Here is a 17,200-nt window from a genome sequence, read left to right on the forward strand (position 1 = left end):
GAGTCCGACCTTGTTGAAATTCGTATTCTGGGTACTGCTGGCGGCAAACGCCGCGCTGTTCGCGTATGGCCACGGCATGCTGGGCAAGGTCGAGGGCAGCGAGCGCGAGCCGCAGCGCCTGAAGAACCAGCTCGCCGCCGATCGCATCGTGATGCTGACCGCAGCCGAGGCGCGCGCCGTTGCCGACAGCACGGCGGCAGCCGCGCCTGCGCCGGCCGAACCTGCCGCGCCGGTGGTCCCGGCGGCAGCCACCATCGCCTGCCTGCAGGCCGGCGCCTTCTCGACCGCGGACGCGCGCCGCTTCGAGTCGCGCATCAATCGCTTTGGCTTTGGCGAGCGCCAGTCGCGTACCAGCGTGCCCTACCAGGAAGTGAGCAGCCACCTGGTCTACCTGCCGCCGAGCGGCGGCAAGGAAGGCGCCGACAAGCGCGTAGCCGAGCTGAAGGAACGCGGCGTGGCGAATTTCTTCGTGATGCAGGGCGAGTCGCCTTTGAAGTGGGCGATCTCGCTGGGCGTGTTCAAGAGCGATGCGGCGGCGCAGAAGCTGGTCGCAGACCTCGGGCGCCAGGGCGTGCGCGGGGTGCGGGTGCTGCCGCGTGGGCCGCAAGGCACGCGCGCGGCCTGGCAGTTCCGCAACCTGACGCCGGATGAACGTAGCCGGGTGGCGGGGATTGCCGATGATTTCAATGGAGTGCAGCTGCGGGCCTGCGACTAAGCACGTCGCGGCTGCACGCTTGCGGGGTGTGACATGTCGAATGTCGGCTTCCGTCCCAATAGGGGAATTTCTACTAACTGAGCTGTTCAGCAAGGGTTAGCACCCAAGTTTCTGATTACCCAACGCACATACCGCGAAGCTACCGATTCACGGCACATGAAACAGGAGTGGCCGGGCACATGTATCCGCCCAGCCACCCGCAACGGCCAACCCTCTGGTCGTGTTACCTCTTGACCTCGACTGCGGCCAGCTGTCGGTTCTGCTCGTCCAGCCAGGTTTTCAATGGCGCAAAATAGTCCAGCAACGCGGAGCCGTCGATCTTGTCTTCGCCCGTGGCCGCCTTCAGCGCCTCCTGCCAAGGCTTGCTCGCGCCCATTTCCAGCAGGGTTTGCAACTTGGCGCCTGCCTTCTGGCTGCCATAGATCGAGCATTGATGCAGTGGTCCCTTGTAGCCGGCCTCCGCGCACAGCGAACGGTGCAGCTGGAACTGCAGCAGGTGGGCCAGGAAGTAGCGCGCGTACGGTACGTCGGCCGCCACGTGGTACTTGGCGCCGGCATCGAAACCGCCCGGAACCATCGGCGCCGGGCGGCTCACGCCCATGTACTGCTCGCGCAGCTGCCACCAGGTCTTGTCGTAGTCGTCCGGCTTGACCTTGCCCGCATATACATCCCAGCGCCATTTATCCACCGAGTAGGCGAACGGCAGGAAGGCCACCTTGGCCAGGGCCACCTGCAGCAGCTCGCCGATGTCGGCATTCGGCTCAGGCGTCTTGTCCATGAAGCCGAGTTGCTGGTAGTAGCTCGGCGTCATCGACAGCGCGACCGTGTCGCCGATGGCTTCGTGGAAGCCATCGTTGGCGCCGTTCTGGAACAGGATCGGCTGCTTCTTGTAGGCCAGCTGGTAATAGGTGTGGCCCAGCTCGTGGTGGATGACCTTGAAGTCTTCGGCAGTCGGCCTGATGCACATCTTGATGCGCACGTCGTCCAGGCGGTCCAGGCTCCAGGCCGATGCATGGCACACCACGTCGCGGTCGGCCGGCTTGGTCAGCAGGGAGCGCGTCCAGAAGGTCGCGGGCAGCTTCGGCATGCCGAGCGAGGTGTAGAAACGCTCGGCGTACTGCGTCATTTCCTTGGCCGAGGTCTTGCGCTCGACCAGCACGCGGCTCAAGTCGAAGCTGCTGGCGCCGGTTGCCGGTTTGAGCAGCGGATAGATGTGTTGCCAGTCCTGGCTCCACATATTGCCGAACAGATGGGCCGGAATCGGGCCGCTGGCCGGCACGACGGCCGCGCCGTAGTTCTGGCGCAGCTTCAGGCGGGTATAGGTGTGCAACGATTCGTACAGTGGCCTGACCTGCTGCCACATGCGCTCCATCTCGGCGGCGAACTGCTCGGGCTTCATGTCGTACTGCGAGCGCCACAGGGCGCCGGTGTCGGCGAACCCCATTTCGCGCGCGCCCTTGTTGGACAGCGCCACATAGTCGACATAGGTCTGCTTGTAGCCAGGGGCCTGCTGGTGCCAGCCGCTCCAGGCGTCCTTGAGCTTGACCGGATCGCGGCTGGTGGCCAGGATCTTTTCCAGCTCGCCCAGCGCCAGGCAGGCATCCTGCGCCCCGTTCGGGCAGTACTTGGCCTTGCCGTAGGCGCCGGACAAGCTGGCCTGCTTGCCGGCATAGGCGGCGCGCTCCTTCGGATCCGACAGCATCAGCGTCAGCTGCAGCAGCTTGAGCTTGCGCGCCGCGTCATCCTTGAGTTTGAGGCCGTTGTAGCGCCGCGCGGCCAGGGCCGCTTCGCCCTGCGAGTTCAAGGCCTTTTCCCCGAAGTGGGCCGCAATCGCTTCGGTGTCGTCGGTAATAAAGTTTGCACCGATCCATTGAGCGCGAACGATGTCGTCGTATTCGTTGGCGAAGCGGGTTTCGGTGGCCGATAAAAATTTCTCGGCCTCAGCGACGGTCGGTTTGGCCTTCGGTGCTGCCAGCGCGTTGCTGGCGGCGGCGATGGCGGTCAGCGCGAACAGCGCGGCGAGGCGGGTTGGGCGTGGCAGTGTCAAGCTTGTCTCCTTTGTTGGACGGGCCGGCTTTGTTGTATAAGCTTGCCGACAGTATAGCCAAGCGCTGCCGTGGCAAAGAAGTTTCGGCCGATTCGAGCCTTTAAGGCTCCAGGTGCGGCTCTGCAGGCGCTCCGGCGGAGGGCTGCTTCTGACCGATTGCGCAGCCAATGTAGCGTCCGTTTTCAACCCGAAGCAGACGGTCGAGCGGTTATCAGGAATTTCGAGGCGAAGCGTTTTGTTATCCCGAAGCGAACTGAGTCCGGTCGGGCCAGGAACCAGTGGAACGAAACTCTTTTAGCACCTTTGATGCGGGTCCTTGCACCACAAATCAGCCTCAAAAAAATAGTCAATACAGGTGGATGTTTCCATGTCTTTGACTATCCCAATGGACTGCCCGTCGACGCGCATATCTTCATCAAGCTTCAATCTCTGCCTCTAGTTACGAGCGTCCGCTTCTGGCCGTGGATTCGACCGTGCAACGCCAAACAAAGCACCCCTCAGCGCTTGACCACGATAGGCTTCAGGCCGAATGATCCGGGCACCGCGCGCGCCGCCGCCTGCGCCTCGTCCTTCGTGGCGAACGGCCCACCGTATAAACGGTTGACCGCCCCCACCTTCACCACCTCGAGCGCGCCGAGCGCCAGGCCGGCCTGGCCAAGGCGCTCGCGCATCGCGTCGGCCATGCCGGCGCGGCCATAGGCGCCGAGCTGCACGTAGAAGCTCCCGGCGGGCACCAGCTTGGGCACCACCTGCGCCACGGCCGCGCTGTCGGAGCGCACGGTATCTTCGAGCATCAGCGCCGTGATTTCCGGCGGCGCCGACTGGGCCTGCGAGGTCATCGCGCGGCGTACGGTGGCGATGCGGGTCGGATGGTCGTTCGGGAACAGGCGCTCGATCTCGACCTGGTGACTGCCGCGGCCCAGCAGGCCGAGCTTGAGGGCGGCCGTGTAGGAGACGTCGATGATGCGGCTGGCGTGAAAGGGACCGCGGTCGTTGATGCGCACGATGACCGATTTGCCGCTGTCGACGCTGGTCACGCGCACATAGGAAGGAATCGGCAGCGTCGGGTGGGCCGCGGTCATCTTGTACATGTCGTAGGGCTCGCCCGACGAAGTCTTCTGGCCGTGGAACTTGACGCCGTACCAGCTGGCCACGCCGCGCTGGGTGAACGGATCTTCGTGGGTGATCGGGGTGTAGCTCCGGCCGAGCACCGAATACGGGCGGTTGGCCCATTTCGCATACGGTTCGGCGCGGATGATGGCGTCAGGCAGGTCGAGCAGGCCGGGCGGCGGGTTGGCGCCGGGGCCGTCGTCCTTGTAGTAGCCGCCGCGGCCGGACTTGGCCGGCGGCAGCCTGGGGGCCTCGGGATGCTGCGCCGTGGGGCTGTGGCCCCAGGGCAGCGGGATCAGGCTCTTGTGCTCGCCGGTGGTGCTGCAGCCGGTGAGCAGGGTTGACAATGCAGTGACTACGGTGACCGCAGCAAGTTGTTTTCTTGGAACGGCCATACGCAGTCCTTGTTCAATTATGTCTGCACCAGTTTACGATGCCTTTGAATACTCATCAATATACCAGCACCGAGGCCAAGGGTAATGAAGGCGGTTCCGCCATAGCTCATGAAAGGCAGCGGAACTCCGACGACCGGCAGGATTCCGCTCACCATGCCCATGTTGACGAAGGCATAGGTAAAGAAAATCATCGTGATGGCGCCGGCCAGCAGGCGGCAAAAGGTGTTGGGCGCATTGGCCGCGATCATCATGCCCCGCCCGATCAGCATCAGGTACACGATCAGCAGGAAGCAATTGCCGATCAGCCCGAACTCTTCCGAATACACGGCGAACAGGAAGTCGGTGGTCTGCTCGGGGACGAATTCCAGGTAGCTCTGCGTACCCTTGCCATAACCCTTGCCCATCATGCCGCCGGACCCGATGGCGATCTCGGACTGGATGATGTGGAAGCCCTTGCCCAGCGGATCGGAGGTCGGGTCGATCAGCGTCATCACGCGCTCGCGCTGGTAATCATGCATCATCGACCAGCCGATCGGCAGCGCTGCGGCGCCGGCGATGCCCATGCCCAGCAGCGCCTTCCATGGAAGGCCGGCCAGGAAGATGACATAGAAGCCGGAAGAGGCAACCATCAGCCCGGTACCGAGGTCGGGCTGCTTGGCGATCAGGATAAACGGCACCAGGACCAGCACCGCGGCGATCAGGAAAGACTTCCAGTTGTTGGCATTGGCGCGCTGCTGGAAATACCAGGCCAGCATCAGCGGCGTCGCGATCTTCAGGATTTCGGAGGGCTGGATATCGACGCCGACGTAGAGCCAGCGCCGTGCGCCCTTCTTGATGATGCCGAACATCGCCACCGCGATCAGCAGCGCCACGCCGACCGTATAGATCGGCACGGCGAGCCGCATCAGCATCTGCGGCGGCACGTTGGCCGCGACCCACATCACCACGAAGGCCAGCAGGAAGTTGCGGATCTGGTGTTCGAGGCGGTCTGGGAATTCGGCGCCGGCCGAGCTCATGATGATCACGCTGGTCATCATCAGGACGAACAGCACCAGCCCGAGCGGCCAGTCGAAGACCGTGAAATACGGACGCAGGCGGCGCCGCAGCGAGCGGCGTTCTGGAATGCGCGCCATGGGCTTATTCCTTTCTGGTGACTGGGACGCCGGCCGCAGGCGCGGTCGCCTGGACGACCGGCGCGGCTGCCGGCACGGCCTTGGCGCCGGGCGGCAGGTCTTTCGGCTTGGGCGGCGCCGGGCGCTTGCCCAGCAAGTAGTAGTCGAGCGCCTTGCGCGCGATCGGCGCGGCCGACGCGGCCCCGAAACCGGCATTCTCCACCACCAGCGCCAGCACGATGCGCGGATTGTCGGCCGGCGCAAAGGCGACGTAGAGCGCGTTGTCGCGGTGGCGCGCGTCGATGGCGCTGGCATTGTATTTCTGGCCCTTCAGGCCGATCACCTGGGCGGTGCCGGTCTTGCCGCCGGAGATATAGCCGGCATTGGCAAAGGCGCGGTGCCCGGTGCCGTAGGATTCCTGGGTCACGCCCACCATCGTGCGCTTGATGAAATCGATGTTCTCCGGCTTGAGCGCGATGCGGCGGGTTTCCTTCGGCACCGTCAGGGTACGCTGCTTGGTGGCCCCATCCTCGATCATCTTCACCAGGTGCGGCTTCATCACCACGCCGTTGTTGGCCAGGTTGGCCACCGCATGCGCCAGCTGGATCATGGTGTAGTTGTTGAAGCCCTGCCCGATCGACACCGAGATCGTGTCGCCGCCCACCCACTTCTGGGCAGCACGGTTCTTGGCGAAGCGCTTGGCCTTCCACTCCTTGGACGGCAGCACGCCGGTCTTTTCGTATTCCAGGTCGATTCCGGTCGGATGGCCGAATCCGAACTGGCCCATGAAGCCGGAGATCTTGTCGATGCCCATCTCGTTGCCGAGCTGGTAGTAATAGGTGTCGCAGGATTCGACGACCGACTTGTACATGTCGACGGTGCCGTGGCCGCCCGGCTTGTCGTCGTTGAAGCGGTGCCCGCCCAGCATGAAGAAACCAGGGTCGCGGATCGCGTCGCTCGGCCTGCGGTGCCCCAGTTCGAGCGCGGCCAGCGACATGAAGGGCTTGAAGGTGGAGCCCGGCGGATAGGTGCCCGATAGCGGACGGTTCATCAAGGGCTTGTCGAGGGAAGTATTGAGTTCGTTCCAGTTCTGGCTGTCGATGCCGTCCACGAACAGGTTGGGGTCGAAGCCGGGACGCGAGACATAGGCCAGCACGTCGCCGGTGGCCGGCTCGATCGCCACCAGCGCGCCACGCTGCTCGCCATAGGCTTCCTCGATGACCTTCTGCAGCTCGATGTCGAGCGACAGGATCAGGTTGCTGCCGGGGACCGGCGCCGTGCGCGACAGCGTGCGGATCGCGCGCCCGCCGGCCGAGCGCTCGACCTGCTCGTAGCCGGTGGTGCCATGCAGGTAGGACTCGTATTTTTTCTCGACGCCTTCCTTGCCGATATGCTCGGTGCCGTTGTAGTTGGCCGCCAGCTCGTCCTCCTCCAGCTTGGCCGCCTCTTTCGTGTTGATGCGGCCGATGTAGCCGACCACGTGCGAGGCAACCTCGCCCAGCGGGTACTGGCGGAACAGGCGCGCCTGCACTTCCACGCCGGGGAAGCGGAAGCGCTGCGCGGTGAAGCGCGCCACTTCGTCGTCGGTCAGGCGGGTGCGGATCGGCACGCTGGCAAAGCTGCGCGATTCTTCCAGCAGGCGCTTGAAGCGGCGCCGGTCGCGCTGCTCGATCAGGACCAGCTTGGCCAGCTCGTCGATGGTCGACTCCAGGTTGGCCTGCAGCTTGGACGGCGTGATCTCGAGCGTGTAGGCCGAGTAGTTGCGGGCCAGGACCACGCCGTTGCGGTCGACGATCAGGCCGCGGTTCGGCACGATCGGCACCAGCGCGATGCGGTTGTCTTCCGCCTGCAGCGCGAACTGGTCGTGGCGCAGCACCTGCAGATACACGAAGCGCGCCACCAGCAGGCCGAAGCAGATGAAGACCAGCGCCACCAGCGCCGTCATGCGCGTGCGGAACTGGTGGATCTCGCGGTCGTTGTCCTTGAATTCGGTCACTGCAACAGGCTCGTTTCGGGTGCGCTCAGATCGGGCGGGTGTGGTCGAGGTCGACGGCGCGGCGCTGGGGCGCCAGCAGCAGCCAGGTGAGCACGGGCCAGAGGGCGACCGCGACCACGCTTTCGACGAAATGCAGCAGGCCCGGGAAGCGGCCGGAGGCGGTGAAATGGACAAACGCCTGGACCGCCTGCGCCAGCAGCAGCAGCGGGAACACGTGCATGGCCTGGGTCAGCATGGGGAACCACAGCACGCGGCGGTGGATCATGATCGCCAGGTAGGACAGCAATGTATAGGCCAGCGCGTTCTCGCCCAGCAGGCTGGCGTCGTGCACGTCCATCAGGAGGCCCATCATGAAGGCGACGCCGATCCCGACCCGGCGCGGCTGGTGGATGCCCCAGAAGACCAGCACCATGGCCACGAAGTCCGGCGCGCCGACCCAGCGGCCCAGCGGCAGCAGGTTGAGCATGAAGGCGCACACCAGGCTGAAGGTGATGAACAGCGGGCTGACGGGCAGCAGGATGTAATGCGGGCGGTTACCGGGCATTATCGGCCCTCCGTGGTGGCTGGACGCGCCGTGGCGGGCGCCGGCGTGGTGGCCGGGGCGATCCCGGGAGTGGCGCGCGGCGCAGCGGTTGCCGTCGCGGCGGGCGCAACGACGACCGGTGCGGCAGCTTGCGGTGCGGCGCCTTGCGCGCCGACGCCGGCCACGGCGTTGGCGGGGCCGCCCTGCCCTGCGGCCGCGGCGCCCGGCGCTTGCGGCACGCCCTGCGGCGGCAGCGGCGATGGCGCCAGCGGCGGCGGCGGCACCGGCGCCATGTCCGGCAGCTTGCGCCGGGCCGTGGTGGCGGCAGCCCGGGTTTCAGCCTGCGGGCGCGGCGGCAGATTCGATTGCGACATGATGATCAGGAGCTGGCGCTGGCGGTCGATGCCGGCCAGCGGCTGGCAGACCACGCGCCCGAAGGCGCCGGCCGCGACGTTCTCGACCTGCACCACCTTGGCCACGGCCAGGCCGGCCGGGTACATGCCGTCCAGGCCCGAGGTGACCAGCACGTCGCCGACCTGGATGTCGGCATTGGCCACCACGAAGCGCAGGTCGAGCAGGCCGGAGTGGCCGCGGCCATAGGCGATGCTGCGCAAACCGCTGCGCAGCACCTGCACCGGAATGGCCTGGTCCTTGTCGGTCAGGAGCGTGACTTCGGACGTGAACGGGAACACGCGCGTGACCTGGCCGACCACGCCGGCATGGTCGATCACCGGCAGTCCCTGCGACACGCCGTTGCGCGAACCGCGGTCGAGCACGACGCGGCGGGTCGACGGATCGCGTGCGTCGTACAGGATCTCGGCCATCTGGGCCTGCAGCGGCAGGTGGGCGCGCGCATCCATCAGGCGCCGCAGGTGGGTGTTCTCGGCCATCTGGTACTGGGCCTGCTGCAGCACGCGCGCCTGCGCGAGCTGCTGGGTTTTCAGCTCGCGCACTTCTTTCTGGAGCGTGGAGAGCGACGAAAAATAGCCGCCCATGTTGCCCAGCGCTTCGCGCGGCATCAGGGCAGCCATTTGCAGGGGATAGAGAACGGTGGCGGCCACCTGGCGCACCGCGCCGAGGGTATGGTAGCGGGCGTCGACCACCAGCAGCAGCACGGAAATGAGCGCGAAAACGATCGCCTTCACCCGCGCGGGGGCGCCCTGTTTGAAAAGCGGCGGAGGACTGTATTGCATGTCCGGCTTGGCGTCCTGTCTAGTCGGCGCGGGGCGCGCATGTCATTGCGGGCAGACGCGTACGGAATCGGTCCGCACGCCCTGCCCGCAACGACACTGGCTGCGCCGCTTTTTTATTCGTAGGAGAAGATCGAACCGAGCTTGTCCATGCGCTCGAGCGCCATGCCCGAACCGCGCACCACGCAGGTCAGCGGGTCTTCGGCGACCAGCACCGGCAGGCCGGTTTCTTCCATCAAGAGGCGATCGAGGTCGCGCAGCAGCGCGCCGCCGCCGGTCAGCATCATGCCTTTTTCGGCGATGTCGGCGCCCAGCTCGGGCGGGGCCTGTTCCAGCGCGTTCTTCACGGCCGAGACGATGTTGTTGAGCGGGTCGGTCAGGGCTTCCAGGATCTCGTTGCTCGAGATCGTGAACGAGCGCGGAATGCCTTCGGACAGGTTGCGGCCCTTGACTTCCATTTCCTTGACTTCGGAGCCCGGGAAGGCCGAGCCGATCGCCTTCTTGATCGCTTCGGCGGTCTGCTCGCCGATCAGCATGCCGTAGTTGCGGCGGATGTAGTTGACGATGGCTTCGTCGAACTTGTCGCCGCCGACGCGCACCGAACCTTTATAGACCATGCCGCCCAGCGAGATGATGCCCACTTCGGTGGTGCCGCCGCCGATGTCGACCACCATCGAGCCGGTGGCTTCCGAGACCGGCAGGCCGGCGCCGATGGCCGCTGCCATCGGTTCTTCGATCAGGTAGACCTGCGAGGCGCCGGCGCCGAGCGCCGATTCGCGGATCGCGCGGCGCTCGACCTGGGTCGAACCGCAAGGCACGCAAATGATGATGCGCGGCGACGGGCGGAAGAATTTCGAATCGTGGACCATGCGGATGAACTGCTTGAGCATCTGCTCGGTGACGGTGAAGTCGGCGATGACGCCGTCTTTCATCGGGCGGATGGCCTCTATATTGCCCGGCACCTTGCCCAGCATCTGCTTGGCTTCCTTGCCGACTGCCTGGATCGTCTTCTTGCCGTTCGGGCCGCCCTCCTGGCGGATCGCGACGACCGATGGTTCGTCCAGCACGATGCCCAGTCCGCGCACGTAGATCAGGGTGTTGGCGGTACCGAGGTCGATCGCCAGGTCATTCGAGAAGTAGCTGCGTAAAAAACCAAACATGTGTGTCCTGATTGCGCGTTGCGGCGCGCCTGAAAATTGATCGGGATTGTCCTTGCCGTGCCTGCCCGGATACATGCCGAGGGCAGCGCGGTCTTTCCTGCGGAGGACCAGCTTTCGGCCCCATAGCGCATTAGCCCGCCATTCTACCTTATAATTTGTCGATTAAACGCTGAAAACGGGGGGTTTTCCACCCCAAATCCGGAGCAAGATCGGCGGTGTTACCAAGGTTTTATCGGCCGTAGCATGCCGTTCGCTGACTGCTTGCCAACATCCGCCGTCGATCGCTTAGCCATTCGAACCTCATTCGATTCCAGTTTATTAACTGCTCAACCACATTTTGCGTGCGGCCCGCGCCGCGCCCCTTAGCCATGTCCCTGACACTTTCAGACGTAAAACGCATCGCCAACCTGGCCCAGCTCGAAATGGACGAGGCCCATGCGGAGACCGCGCTGGCGGAATTGAACGGCATTTTCGCCCTGGCCGAGCAGATGCAGGCGGTGGACACGACCGGTGTCGCGCCGCTGTCGCAGCCGCTGGCCGCCATCCTGGCGCTGCCGCTGCGCCTGCGCGACGACGTGGTGACCGAAGAGAACCGCCGCGACGACTACCAGGCGCCGGCGCCGAAGGCCCAGGACGGCTTGTACCTGGTGCCGAAGGTCATCGAGTAACCGAATCACGCATCCCTCACCGACACGCACATGCATAACAAGACCATCAAAGAGCTGTCCGCGCTCCTGCATTCGAAGCAGGTCTCCGCGACCGAACTGACGCGCCACTACCTGGCCCGCATCGACGGCAACCAGTACAACGCCTTCCTGCACGTGGACCACGAGCGCTCGCTGGCACAGGCAGCAAGCGCCGACGCCCGCCTGGCCGACGGCACTGCCGGCCCGCTGACCGGCGTGCCGATCGCGCACAAGGATATCTTCGTCACCCGCGGCTGGCGCACGACCGCCGGCTCGAAGATGCTGGCCAACTATGCCAGCCCCTTCGATGCGACCGTGGTCGAGCGCTTCAACGCAGCCGGCATGGTCACGCTGGGCAAGGTCAACCTCGACGAATTCGCGATGGGCTCGGCCAACGAGAACTCGGCTTTCGGCGCGGTGAAGAACCCGTGGGACACCCTGGCGGTGCCGGGCGGTTCGTCCGGCGGCTCGGCCGCTGCGATTGCCGCGCGCCTGGCGCCGGCGGCGACTGCCACCGACACCGGCGGCTCGATCCGCCAGCCGGCCGCGTTCTGCGGCGTCACCGGCATCAAGCCGACCTATGGCCGCGTGTCGCGCTTCGGCATGATCGCGTTTGCCTCCTCGCTCGACCAGGGCGGCCCGATCGCCCAGACCGCCGAGGATTGCGCCCTGCTGCTCAACGAAATGATCGGTTTCGACGAGCGCGACTCGACCAGCCTCACGGTCGAACAGGGCAACGTCGCCGAGGACTACACGCGCGACCTGAACAAGCCCCTGACCGGCCTGCGCATCGGCGTGCCGACCGAGTATTTCGGCGAAGGTTTGGCCAGCGACGTCGAAAGCGCCGTGCGCGCCGCGCTGGACGAATTCGTCAAGCTGGGCGCCTCGCTGGTGGAGATCTCGCTGCCGAAAACGGCCCTGTCGATCCCGACCTACTACATCATCGCCCCGGCCGAAGCCTCGAGCAACCTGTCGCGCTTCGACGGCGTGCGCTATGGCCACCGCGCGGCCGAGTACAAGGATTTGCAGGACATGTACCGCAAGACCCGCGCCGAAGGTTTCGGCCGCGAGGTGCAGCGCCGCATCATGGTCGGCACCTATGTGCTGTGCCACGGCTACTACGACGCCTATTACGTGCAGGCGCAGAAGATCCGCCGCCTGATCGCCGACGACTTCCAGGCCGCGTTCCGCGACAAGTGCGACGTGATCATGGGCCCGGTGGCCCCGACGGTGGCCTGGGACCTGGGCGCGAAAGCCAACGACCCGGTGGCGAACTACCTGGCCGACATCTTCACGCTGTCGACCAGCCTGGCCGGCTTGCCGGGCATGTCGATCCCGGCCGGTTTCGGCCAGGGAGAGAAGAACGCCAAGCGCCCGGTCGGCCTGCAAATCATCGGCAATTATTTTGCCGAGGCCAAGCTGCTGAACATCGCGCACCAGTACCAGCAGGTGACGGACTGGCATACGCGCGCCCCCGAAGGCGTCTGAGCAGCCACAGAACAAAGAGAGAACACATCATGCAATGGGAAGTCGTCATCGGTCTTGAGAACCACGTGCAGCTCACGACCAACTCGAAAATCTTCAGCGGCAGCTCGATCCGATTCGGCGCCGAGCCGAACACGCAGGCCAGCCCGGTCGACCTGGCGCTGCCGGGCGTGCTGCCGGTCCTGAACCGCGGCGCGGTCGAACGCGCGATCCGCTTCGGCCTGGCCGTCGGCGCAAAAATCGCGCCGCAGTCGGTCTTCGCGCGCAAGAACTATTTTTATCCCGACCTGCCGAAGGGCTACCAGATCAGCCAGTTCGAAGACCCGGTGGTCCAGGGCGGCACGGTCAGCTTCGCCTACGAAAAAGACGGCAAGCTCGAAACCAAAACCGTCAACCTGACCCGCGCCCACCTGGAAGAAGACGCCGGCAAGTCGCTGCACGAAGACTACGCCGGCATGACCGGCATCGACCTGAACCGCGCCGGCACGCCGCTGCTCGAGATCGTGTCCGAGCCCGAAATGCGCAGCGCGAACGAAGCGGTGGCCTATGCCAAGGCCCTGCACTCGCTGGTGATGTGGCTGGGCGTCTGCGACGGCAACATGCAGGAAGGTTCCTTCCGCTGCGACGTCAACGTCTCGGTGCGCCCGGTCGGCCAGAAAGAATTCGGCACCCGCTGCGAGATCAAGAACCTGAACTCCTTCCGCTTCATGGAAGAAGCGATCCATTACGAAGTGCGGCGCCAGATCGAGCTGATCGAAGACGGCGGCAAGGTGGTCCAGGCCACGCGCCTGTGGGACCCGGACAAGAAGGAAACGCGCTCGATGCGCACCAAGGAAGACGCGCAGGACTACCGCTACTTCCCCGATCCGGACCTGCCGCCGCTGGTTATCCAGCAGGACTGGATCGACCGCATCCAGGCCGAGATGCCCGAACTGCCGGGCGCCCTGCGCGCACGCTTCACGGGCGAATACGGCCTGCCGGAATACGACAGCCTGGTGCTGACCTCGTCCAAGGCGATGGCGACCTACTTCGAGGCGGTGGTGGCTGCAGCCGGCAAGGAGAATGCGAAAGCGGCCGCCAACTGGCTGATGGGCGACGTGTCGTCGACCCTGAACCGCGCGGGCGTGGACATCGACGCCTCGCCCGTATCGAGCGCCCAGCTGGCGCTGCTGCTCAAGCGCATTGCCGACGGCACCATCTCGAACAAGGCAGGCAAGGAAGTCTTCGCGGCGATGTGGGAAGCCGGATCGCATGACGAGAACCTGGCCGACACCGTGATCGACCAGAAGGGCCTGAAGCAGATTTCCGACACCGGCGCGCTGGAAGGCATCGTCGACGAGGTGCTGGCGGCGAATGCCAAGTCGGTCGAGCAGTACCGCGCCGGCAAGGAAGCGGCCATCAATGCGCTGATCGGCCAGGCGATGAAGGCGTCGAAGGGCAAGGCGAATCCGGCCCAGGTTACCGAGCTGCTGAAGAAAAAGCTGGCCGGTTAAGCGGCTCAGCCAATAAAAAACCGGAGCCGCGGCTCCGGTTTTTTTACGTCCGCGCCGTGGCGGGCGTTCTACGCGTCGAAAAAAAGATCAGCATCTATGCGTGTAGGCTAATCGTTGCCGGAAGGAATATTTTTTCTCGGAATTTTATGCGCCTGACATCCATGCTATGCATTTTGAAAAAAAACGTCGCAGGTTGAATAGTCCTTACCTTGCTGACACCACGCCTTTAGATATTTTCAGGTCGCGAATAAAATTGGCAATAATTTCATCCGTTGCAAGCTTGGTGGACTGTTGGACGGCATTTTTCATCCCAAACGCGCCGGCAAAAAACATTTTCGCTCCTTGCGACTTCCCCGTGGAAGTATAAGTCTTCTTGAAGACCTCCCCGTTTGCATTTTTGACGCTTATAGTCAGCGTGACGTGAGCACCGAAATCTTCAAACGTATATTTCTGCAAGTCGAAAACCAGTGTATTTCCGGATCCCTGCGATTCTGCCGTGGCCTTAGTCAAGCCACCAAAAGCACTGATCACATCTTTGGACTGCATTGTGGAATCCAGCACTTTACCGAACTCCATTACCCATACGTTGGCATAACCAGTCGTAGCCGCGCGAAACTCATAGCGATGATTTTGGGTAGTGGCAGGTAGGTAGTATTGATCGGCCACTTTGACAGTCTCAAATTTGCGCTCGCCTTCGTTATTGGCAAGGTACCGCTGATAGTCGTCAGTGACCGGATGCATAATTGAGCAGCCTGTTACCATCGCCAGCACCAAGATCAATAAAATACTCCGTGAAATCAAATACATATTCTCCCCCCAATTATTTGAGTAAAGGATGCTGAGGCGCGCTTGTTGCGATGCTCCAGTCATCTACATGTCGAGAGGCTAAAAAGCTCCCGTTTCGCCAACCGAGAAGCACCACTCGCGGCATACTGATAGTCTATCATTAATTACATTTGGGCAGGTTTATTCACTGCAATTTATAACAGGTCGAAAAGGTTGGCGATCGAGATCACCGGAATGCCGAACTCGCTAGCCATTTGCTGCGCAGCCGAGTGTTCGGACAGCGCGCCTTCCTTGCCGAAACGCTCCATGCGGTCCCGCGCGATAAACACGGCCGCCGGTTAGGCACCGGCGGCGCGGATCATGTCGACCGGATCGCGAACCGATGTGCCAGCCGAGATCACGTCGTCGATGATCACGACCTTGCTGGCCAGTTTGGCGCCGACAACGGTGCCTCCTTCGCCGTGGTTCTTGGCTTCCTTGCGGTTGTAGGCAACGTCAAGACAAATAGGGTCAGAGTTGAATTGTTGGGAAACTTTGGAAAGTTTCCTGCAATTCGACTCTGACCCCAATTTGTTGGGTGAGCAATATGTTGCAAATTAATTAGGGTCAGAGTCGAGTTAAAAGCAATTCTGGAAAATTGCTCAATAATTTGACTCTGACCCTAATTTCCCCTCTGGGCTATTGCCCGGAGTAGCGTTTAGACGCCGTAGCGGCTGCGGTAGGCGGCGACGGCTTCCTTGTGCTGGGACAGGCGCGGGTCGGCGCCGGCGCCGGACAGGTAGCCGAACAGATCGTCGAGGTTGGCGATCGAGATGACCGGGATGCCGAATTCCTGCGCGACCTGCTGCACCGCCGAATGCTCGGACAGCGCGCCATCCTTGCCGGAGCGCTCCATGCGGTCCAGTGCGATCAGCACGGCCGCCGGTTCGGCGCCGGCGGCGCGGATCATGTCGACCGATTCGCGCACCGAGGTGCCGGCCGAGATCACGTCGTCGACGATCACGACCTTGCCGGCCAGCTTGGCGCCGACGATGGTGCCGCCTTCGCCGTGGTCCTTGGCTTCCTTGCGGTTGTAGGCAAACGCCGTGTTGCGGCCCTTGCCGGCCAGCGCCACGGCGGTGGCGGACGCCAGCGTGATGCCCTTGTAGGCGGGGCCGAACAGCATGTCGAACTGCACGCCGGAGTCCAGCAGGGTCTGGGCGTAGAACTGGGCCAGCCGGCCCAGGGTGGCGCCGTCGTGGAACAGGCCGGCGTTGAAGAAGTACGGTGACAGGCGCCCGGCCTTGGTCGTGAATTCACCGAACCTCAATACCTCGGCCTCGACCGAAAATGCAATAAACTCCTGGCGCAGATCGCTCACGTGCTTCTCCTGAATGTCCGAAAGCGCGTATTGTAAACCGCGCCCCGGCTTGCTTGCAGGGAGTGCTGGCCTGCCATTCCTGGCGGCAGCAAAACGCGCTACACTGTCGCGCTCAGCAGTTCCCGAATCCACCGTGCATGCCCCGCAGGCTGCCCTTCATAGTCATCAAAGATCCATGCCACGCATCATCTCCGCGAACCTGAACGGCATCCGTTCGGCGCACAAAAAAGGTTTCTTCAACTGGCTCGCCGCGCAGGAGGCCGATTTCATCTGCGTCCAGGAACTGAAGGCGCAGGAAGCCGACATGACCGAGGACATGCTGTCCCCGCACGGCTACCACGGCCATTTCCACTATGCCGAGAAAAAGGGCTATTCGGGTACCGGCGTGTATAGCCGCACGGCGCCGGACAACAAGCGCATCGGTTTCGGCTGCACCGAATTCGACGCCGAAGGCCGCTACACGCGCTGCGACTTCGGCAACCTGACCGTGATCTCGGTCTACTGCCCGTCCGGCTCCTCGTCGCCGGAGCGCCAGCTGGCCAAGTTCCGCTTCATGGAAGTGTTCCTGCCGCATCTGGAAGCGCTCAAGGCCGAAGGCCGCGAAGTCGTGATCTGCGGCGACTGGAACATCGCGCACAAGGAAATCGACCTGAAGAACTGGAAGAGCAACCAGAAGAATTCGGGCTTCCTGCCGGAAGAGCGCGCCTGGCTGACGCGCATCTTCGACGAGGTCGGCCTGGTCGACGTGCACCGCGTGGTCGCGCCCGAGGCGGCCGACTACACCTGGTGGAGCAACCGCGGCCAGTCCTGGGCCAAGAACGTCGGCTGGCGCATCGATTACCACATCGCCACCCCGGGCATCGCTGCCTGCGCCAAGGCGGTCTCGGTCTACAAGGACGAGCGCTTCTCCGACCACGCGCCCCTGATCATTGATTACCATCTCTAATAGAACCCCAGGGATCTATCAGCTTATCTTATAGATGAGCTGACGCTCCCCTCACCGGGGAGCGTTTCCTCAATAAAGTGATGCCAAAAGGCACTATTTTGCCCTCTGGCTAAAATGGCTTGCCTTTTTATTGATACTATCCGCACGGTAACTTTTCTGACCAGAATGTTCTGTTGCCGGAAAAACAACGAATAGA

Annotated in this window: 14 protein-coding genes and 1 pseudogene; 5 read left to right on the forward strand and 10 right to left on the reverse strand. The window is 63.5% G+C overall.

Translation table 11 applies throughout. The annotated features are described in order from the left end of the window. The first annotated feature begins 10 nt into the window (after positions 1-10). Positions 11-715 (forward strand): SPOR domain-containing protein, encoded by a 705-nt coding sequence (locus tag AC56LR_RS10725; RefSeq protein ID WP_497130178.1) that lies wholly within the window; start codon positions 11-13, stop codon positions 713-715. 223 nt (positions 716-938) lie between these two features. Here the strand turns inward: AC56LR_RS10725 and AC56LR_RS10730 are convergent, their stop codons facing one another. The 7 genes from AC56LR_RS10730 to AC56LR_RS10760 form a co-directional block, all read right to left on the reverse strand. After that, positions 939-2,762 carry a M2 family metallopeptidase gene (locus AC56LR_RS10730; protein WP_497130179.1) on the reverse strand — a complete coding sequence of 608 codons (1,824 nt, stop codon included), beginning with the start codon at positions 2,760-2,762 and terminating at the stop codon, positions 939-941. A gap of 497 nt (positions 2,763-3,259) precedes the next feature. Continuing rightward, positions 3,260-4,219: a septal ring lytic transglycosylase RlpA family protein gene (locus AC56LR_RS10735; RefSeq protein ID WP_497130181.1), complete on the reverse strand. Its 960-nt coding sequence runs from the start codon at positions 4,217-4,219 to the stop codon at positions 3,260-3,262. A 65-nt stretch (positions 4,220-4,284) separates the two neighbouring features. Then, positions 4,285-5,400 (reverse strand): rod shape-determining protein RodA, encoded by a 1,116-nt coding sequence (rodA, locus tag AC56LR_RS10740; protein WP_497130183.1) that lies wholly within the window; start codon positions 5,398-5,400, stop codon positions 4,285-4,287. 4 nt (positions 5,401-5,404) lie between these two features. Then, positions 5,405-7,375: a penicillin-binding protein 2 gene (gene mrdA / locus AC56LR_RS10745; protein ID WP_497130185.1), complete on the reverse strand. Its 1,971-nt coding sequence runs from the start codon at positions 7,373-7,375 to the stop codon at positions 5,405-5,407. A gap of 25 nt (positions 7,376-7,400) precedes the next feature. After that, on the reverse strand, positions 7,401-7,919 hold the full coding sequence (gene mreD / locus AC56LR_RS10750; protein WP_497130187.1) for a rod shape-determining protein MreD: 519 nt from the start codon (positions 7,917-7,919) through the stop codon (positions 7,401-7,403). Beyond that, the gene (mreC, locus tag AC56LR_RS10755) at positions 7,919-9,043 is read right to left on the reverse strand and encodes a rod shape-determining protein MreC (protein WP_497130189.1); all 1,125 of its coding nucleotides are present in this window, start codon (positions 9,041-9,043) and stop codon (positions 7,919-7,921) included. Before mreC ends, mreD begins: the two co-directional genes overlap by 1 nt. Before the next feature lie 161 nt (positions 9,044-9,204). After that, complete coding sequence (locus AC56LR_RS10760; RefSeq protein ID WP_020656353.1) at positions 9,205-10,248, reverse strand: rod shape-determining protein; 1,044 nt, start codon at positions 10,246-10,248, stop codon at positions 9,205-9,207. Positions 10,249-10,616: 368 nt separating this feature from the next. On the opposite strand from AC56LR_RS10760, the gene gatC reads away from it, so the two are divergent. The 3 genes from gatC to gatB are packed head-to-tail and all read left to right on the forward strand — an operon-like array spanning position 10,617 to position 13,912. After that, the gene (gatC, locus tag AC56LR_RS10765; RefSeq protein ID WP_497130190.1) at positions 10,617-10,916 is read left to right on the forward strand and encodes an Asp-tRNA(Asn)/Glu-tRNA(Gln) amidotransferase subunit GatC; all 300 of its coding nucleotides are present in this window, start codon (positions 10,617-10,619) and stop codon (positions 10,914-10,916) included. Positions 10,917-10,946: 30 nt separating this feature from the next. Then, complete coding sequence (gene gatA, locus AC56LR_RS10770) at positions 10,947-12,422, forward strand: Asp-tRNA(Asn)/Glu-tRNA(Gln) amidotransferase subunit GatA (RefSeq protein WP_497130192.1); 1,476 nt, start codon at positions 10,947-10,949, stop codon at positions 12,420-12,422. Between the two features lie 29 nt (positions 12,423-12,451). Continuing rightward, the gene (gatB, locus tag AC56LR_RS10775) at positions 12,452-13,912 is read left to right on the forward strand and encodes an Asp-tRNA(Asn)/Glu-tRNA(Gln) amidotransferase subunit GatB (RefSeq protein WP_497130193.1); all 1,461 of its coding nucleotides are present in this window, start codon (positions 12,452-12,454) and stop codon (positions 13,910-13,912) included. 204 nt (positions 13,913-14,116) lie between these two features. On the opposite strand, the gene AC56LR_RS10780 is transcribed toward gatB, so the two are convergent. The 3 genes and pseudogenes from AC56LR_RS10780 to pyrE all read right to left on the reverse strand — a co-directional run bounded on the left by AC56LR_RS10780 (position 14,117) and on the right by pyrE (position 16,058). Then, positions 14,117-14,782, reverse strand: a complete 666-nt coding sequence (locus AC56LR_RS10780) for a hypothetical protein (protein WP_497130195.1) — start codon at positions 14,780-14,782, stop codon at positions 14,117-14,119. A 116-nt stretch (positions 14,783-14,898) separates the two neighbouring features. After that, positions 14,899-15,189, reverse strand: a pseudogene (locus AC56LR_RS10785) (type I phosphoribosyltransferase); the annotation flags it as partial. Between the two features lie 206 nt (positions 15,190-15,395). Then, entirely contained in the window at positions 15,396-16,058 is a 663-nt protein-coding gene (gene pyrE / locus AC56LR_RS10790) for an orotate phosphoribosyltransferase (protein ID WP_497130197.1), read from the reverse strand. A 175-nt stretch (positions 16,059-16,233) separates the two neighbouring features. On the opposite strand from pyrE, the gene AC56LR_RS10795 reads away from it, so the two are divergent. Further along, a complete protein-coding gene (locus AC56LR_RS10795; protein WP_497130199.1) occupies positions 16,234-17,004 on the forward strand; it encodes an exodeoxyribonuclease III in 771 nt (256 codons plus the stop codon). The last annotated feature ends 196 nt before the right edge of the window (positions 17,005-17,200 follow it).

This window comes from Telluria sp. ZT3P39 (assembly GCF_059685935.1).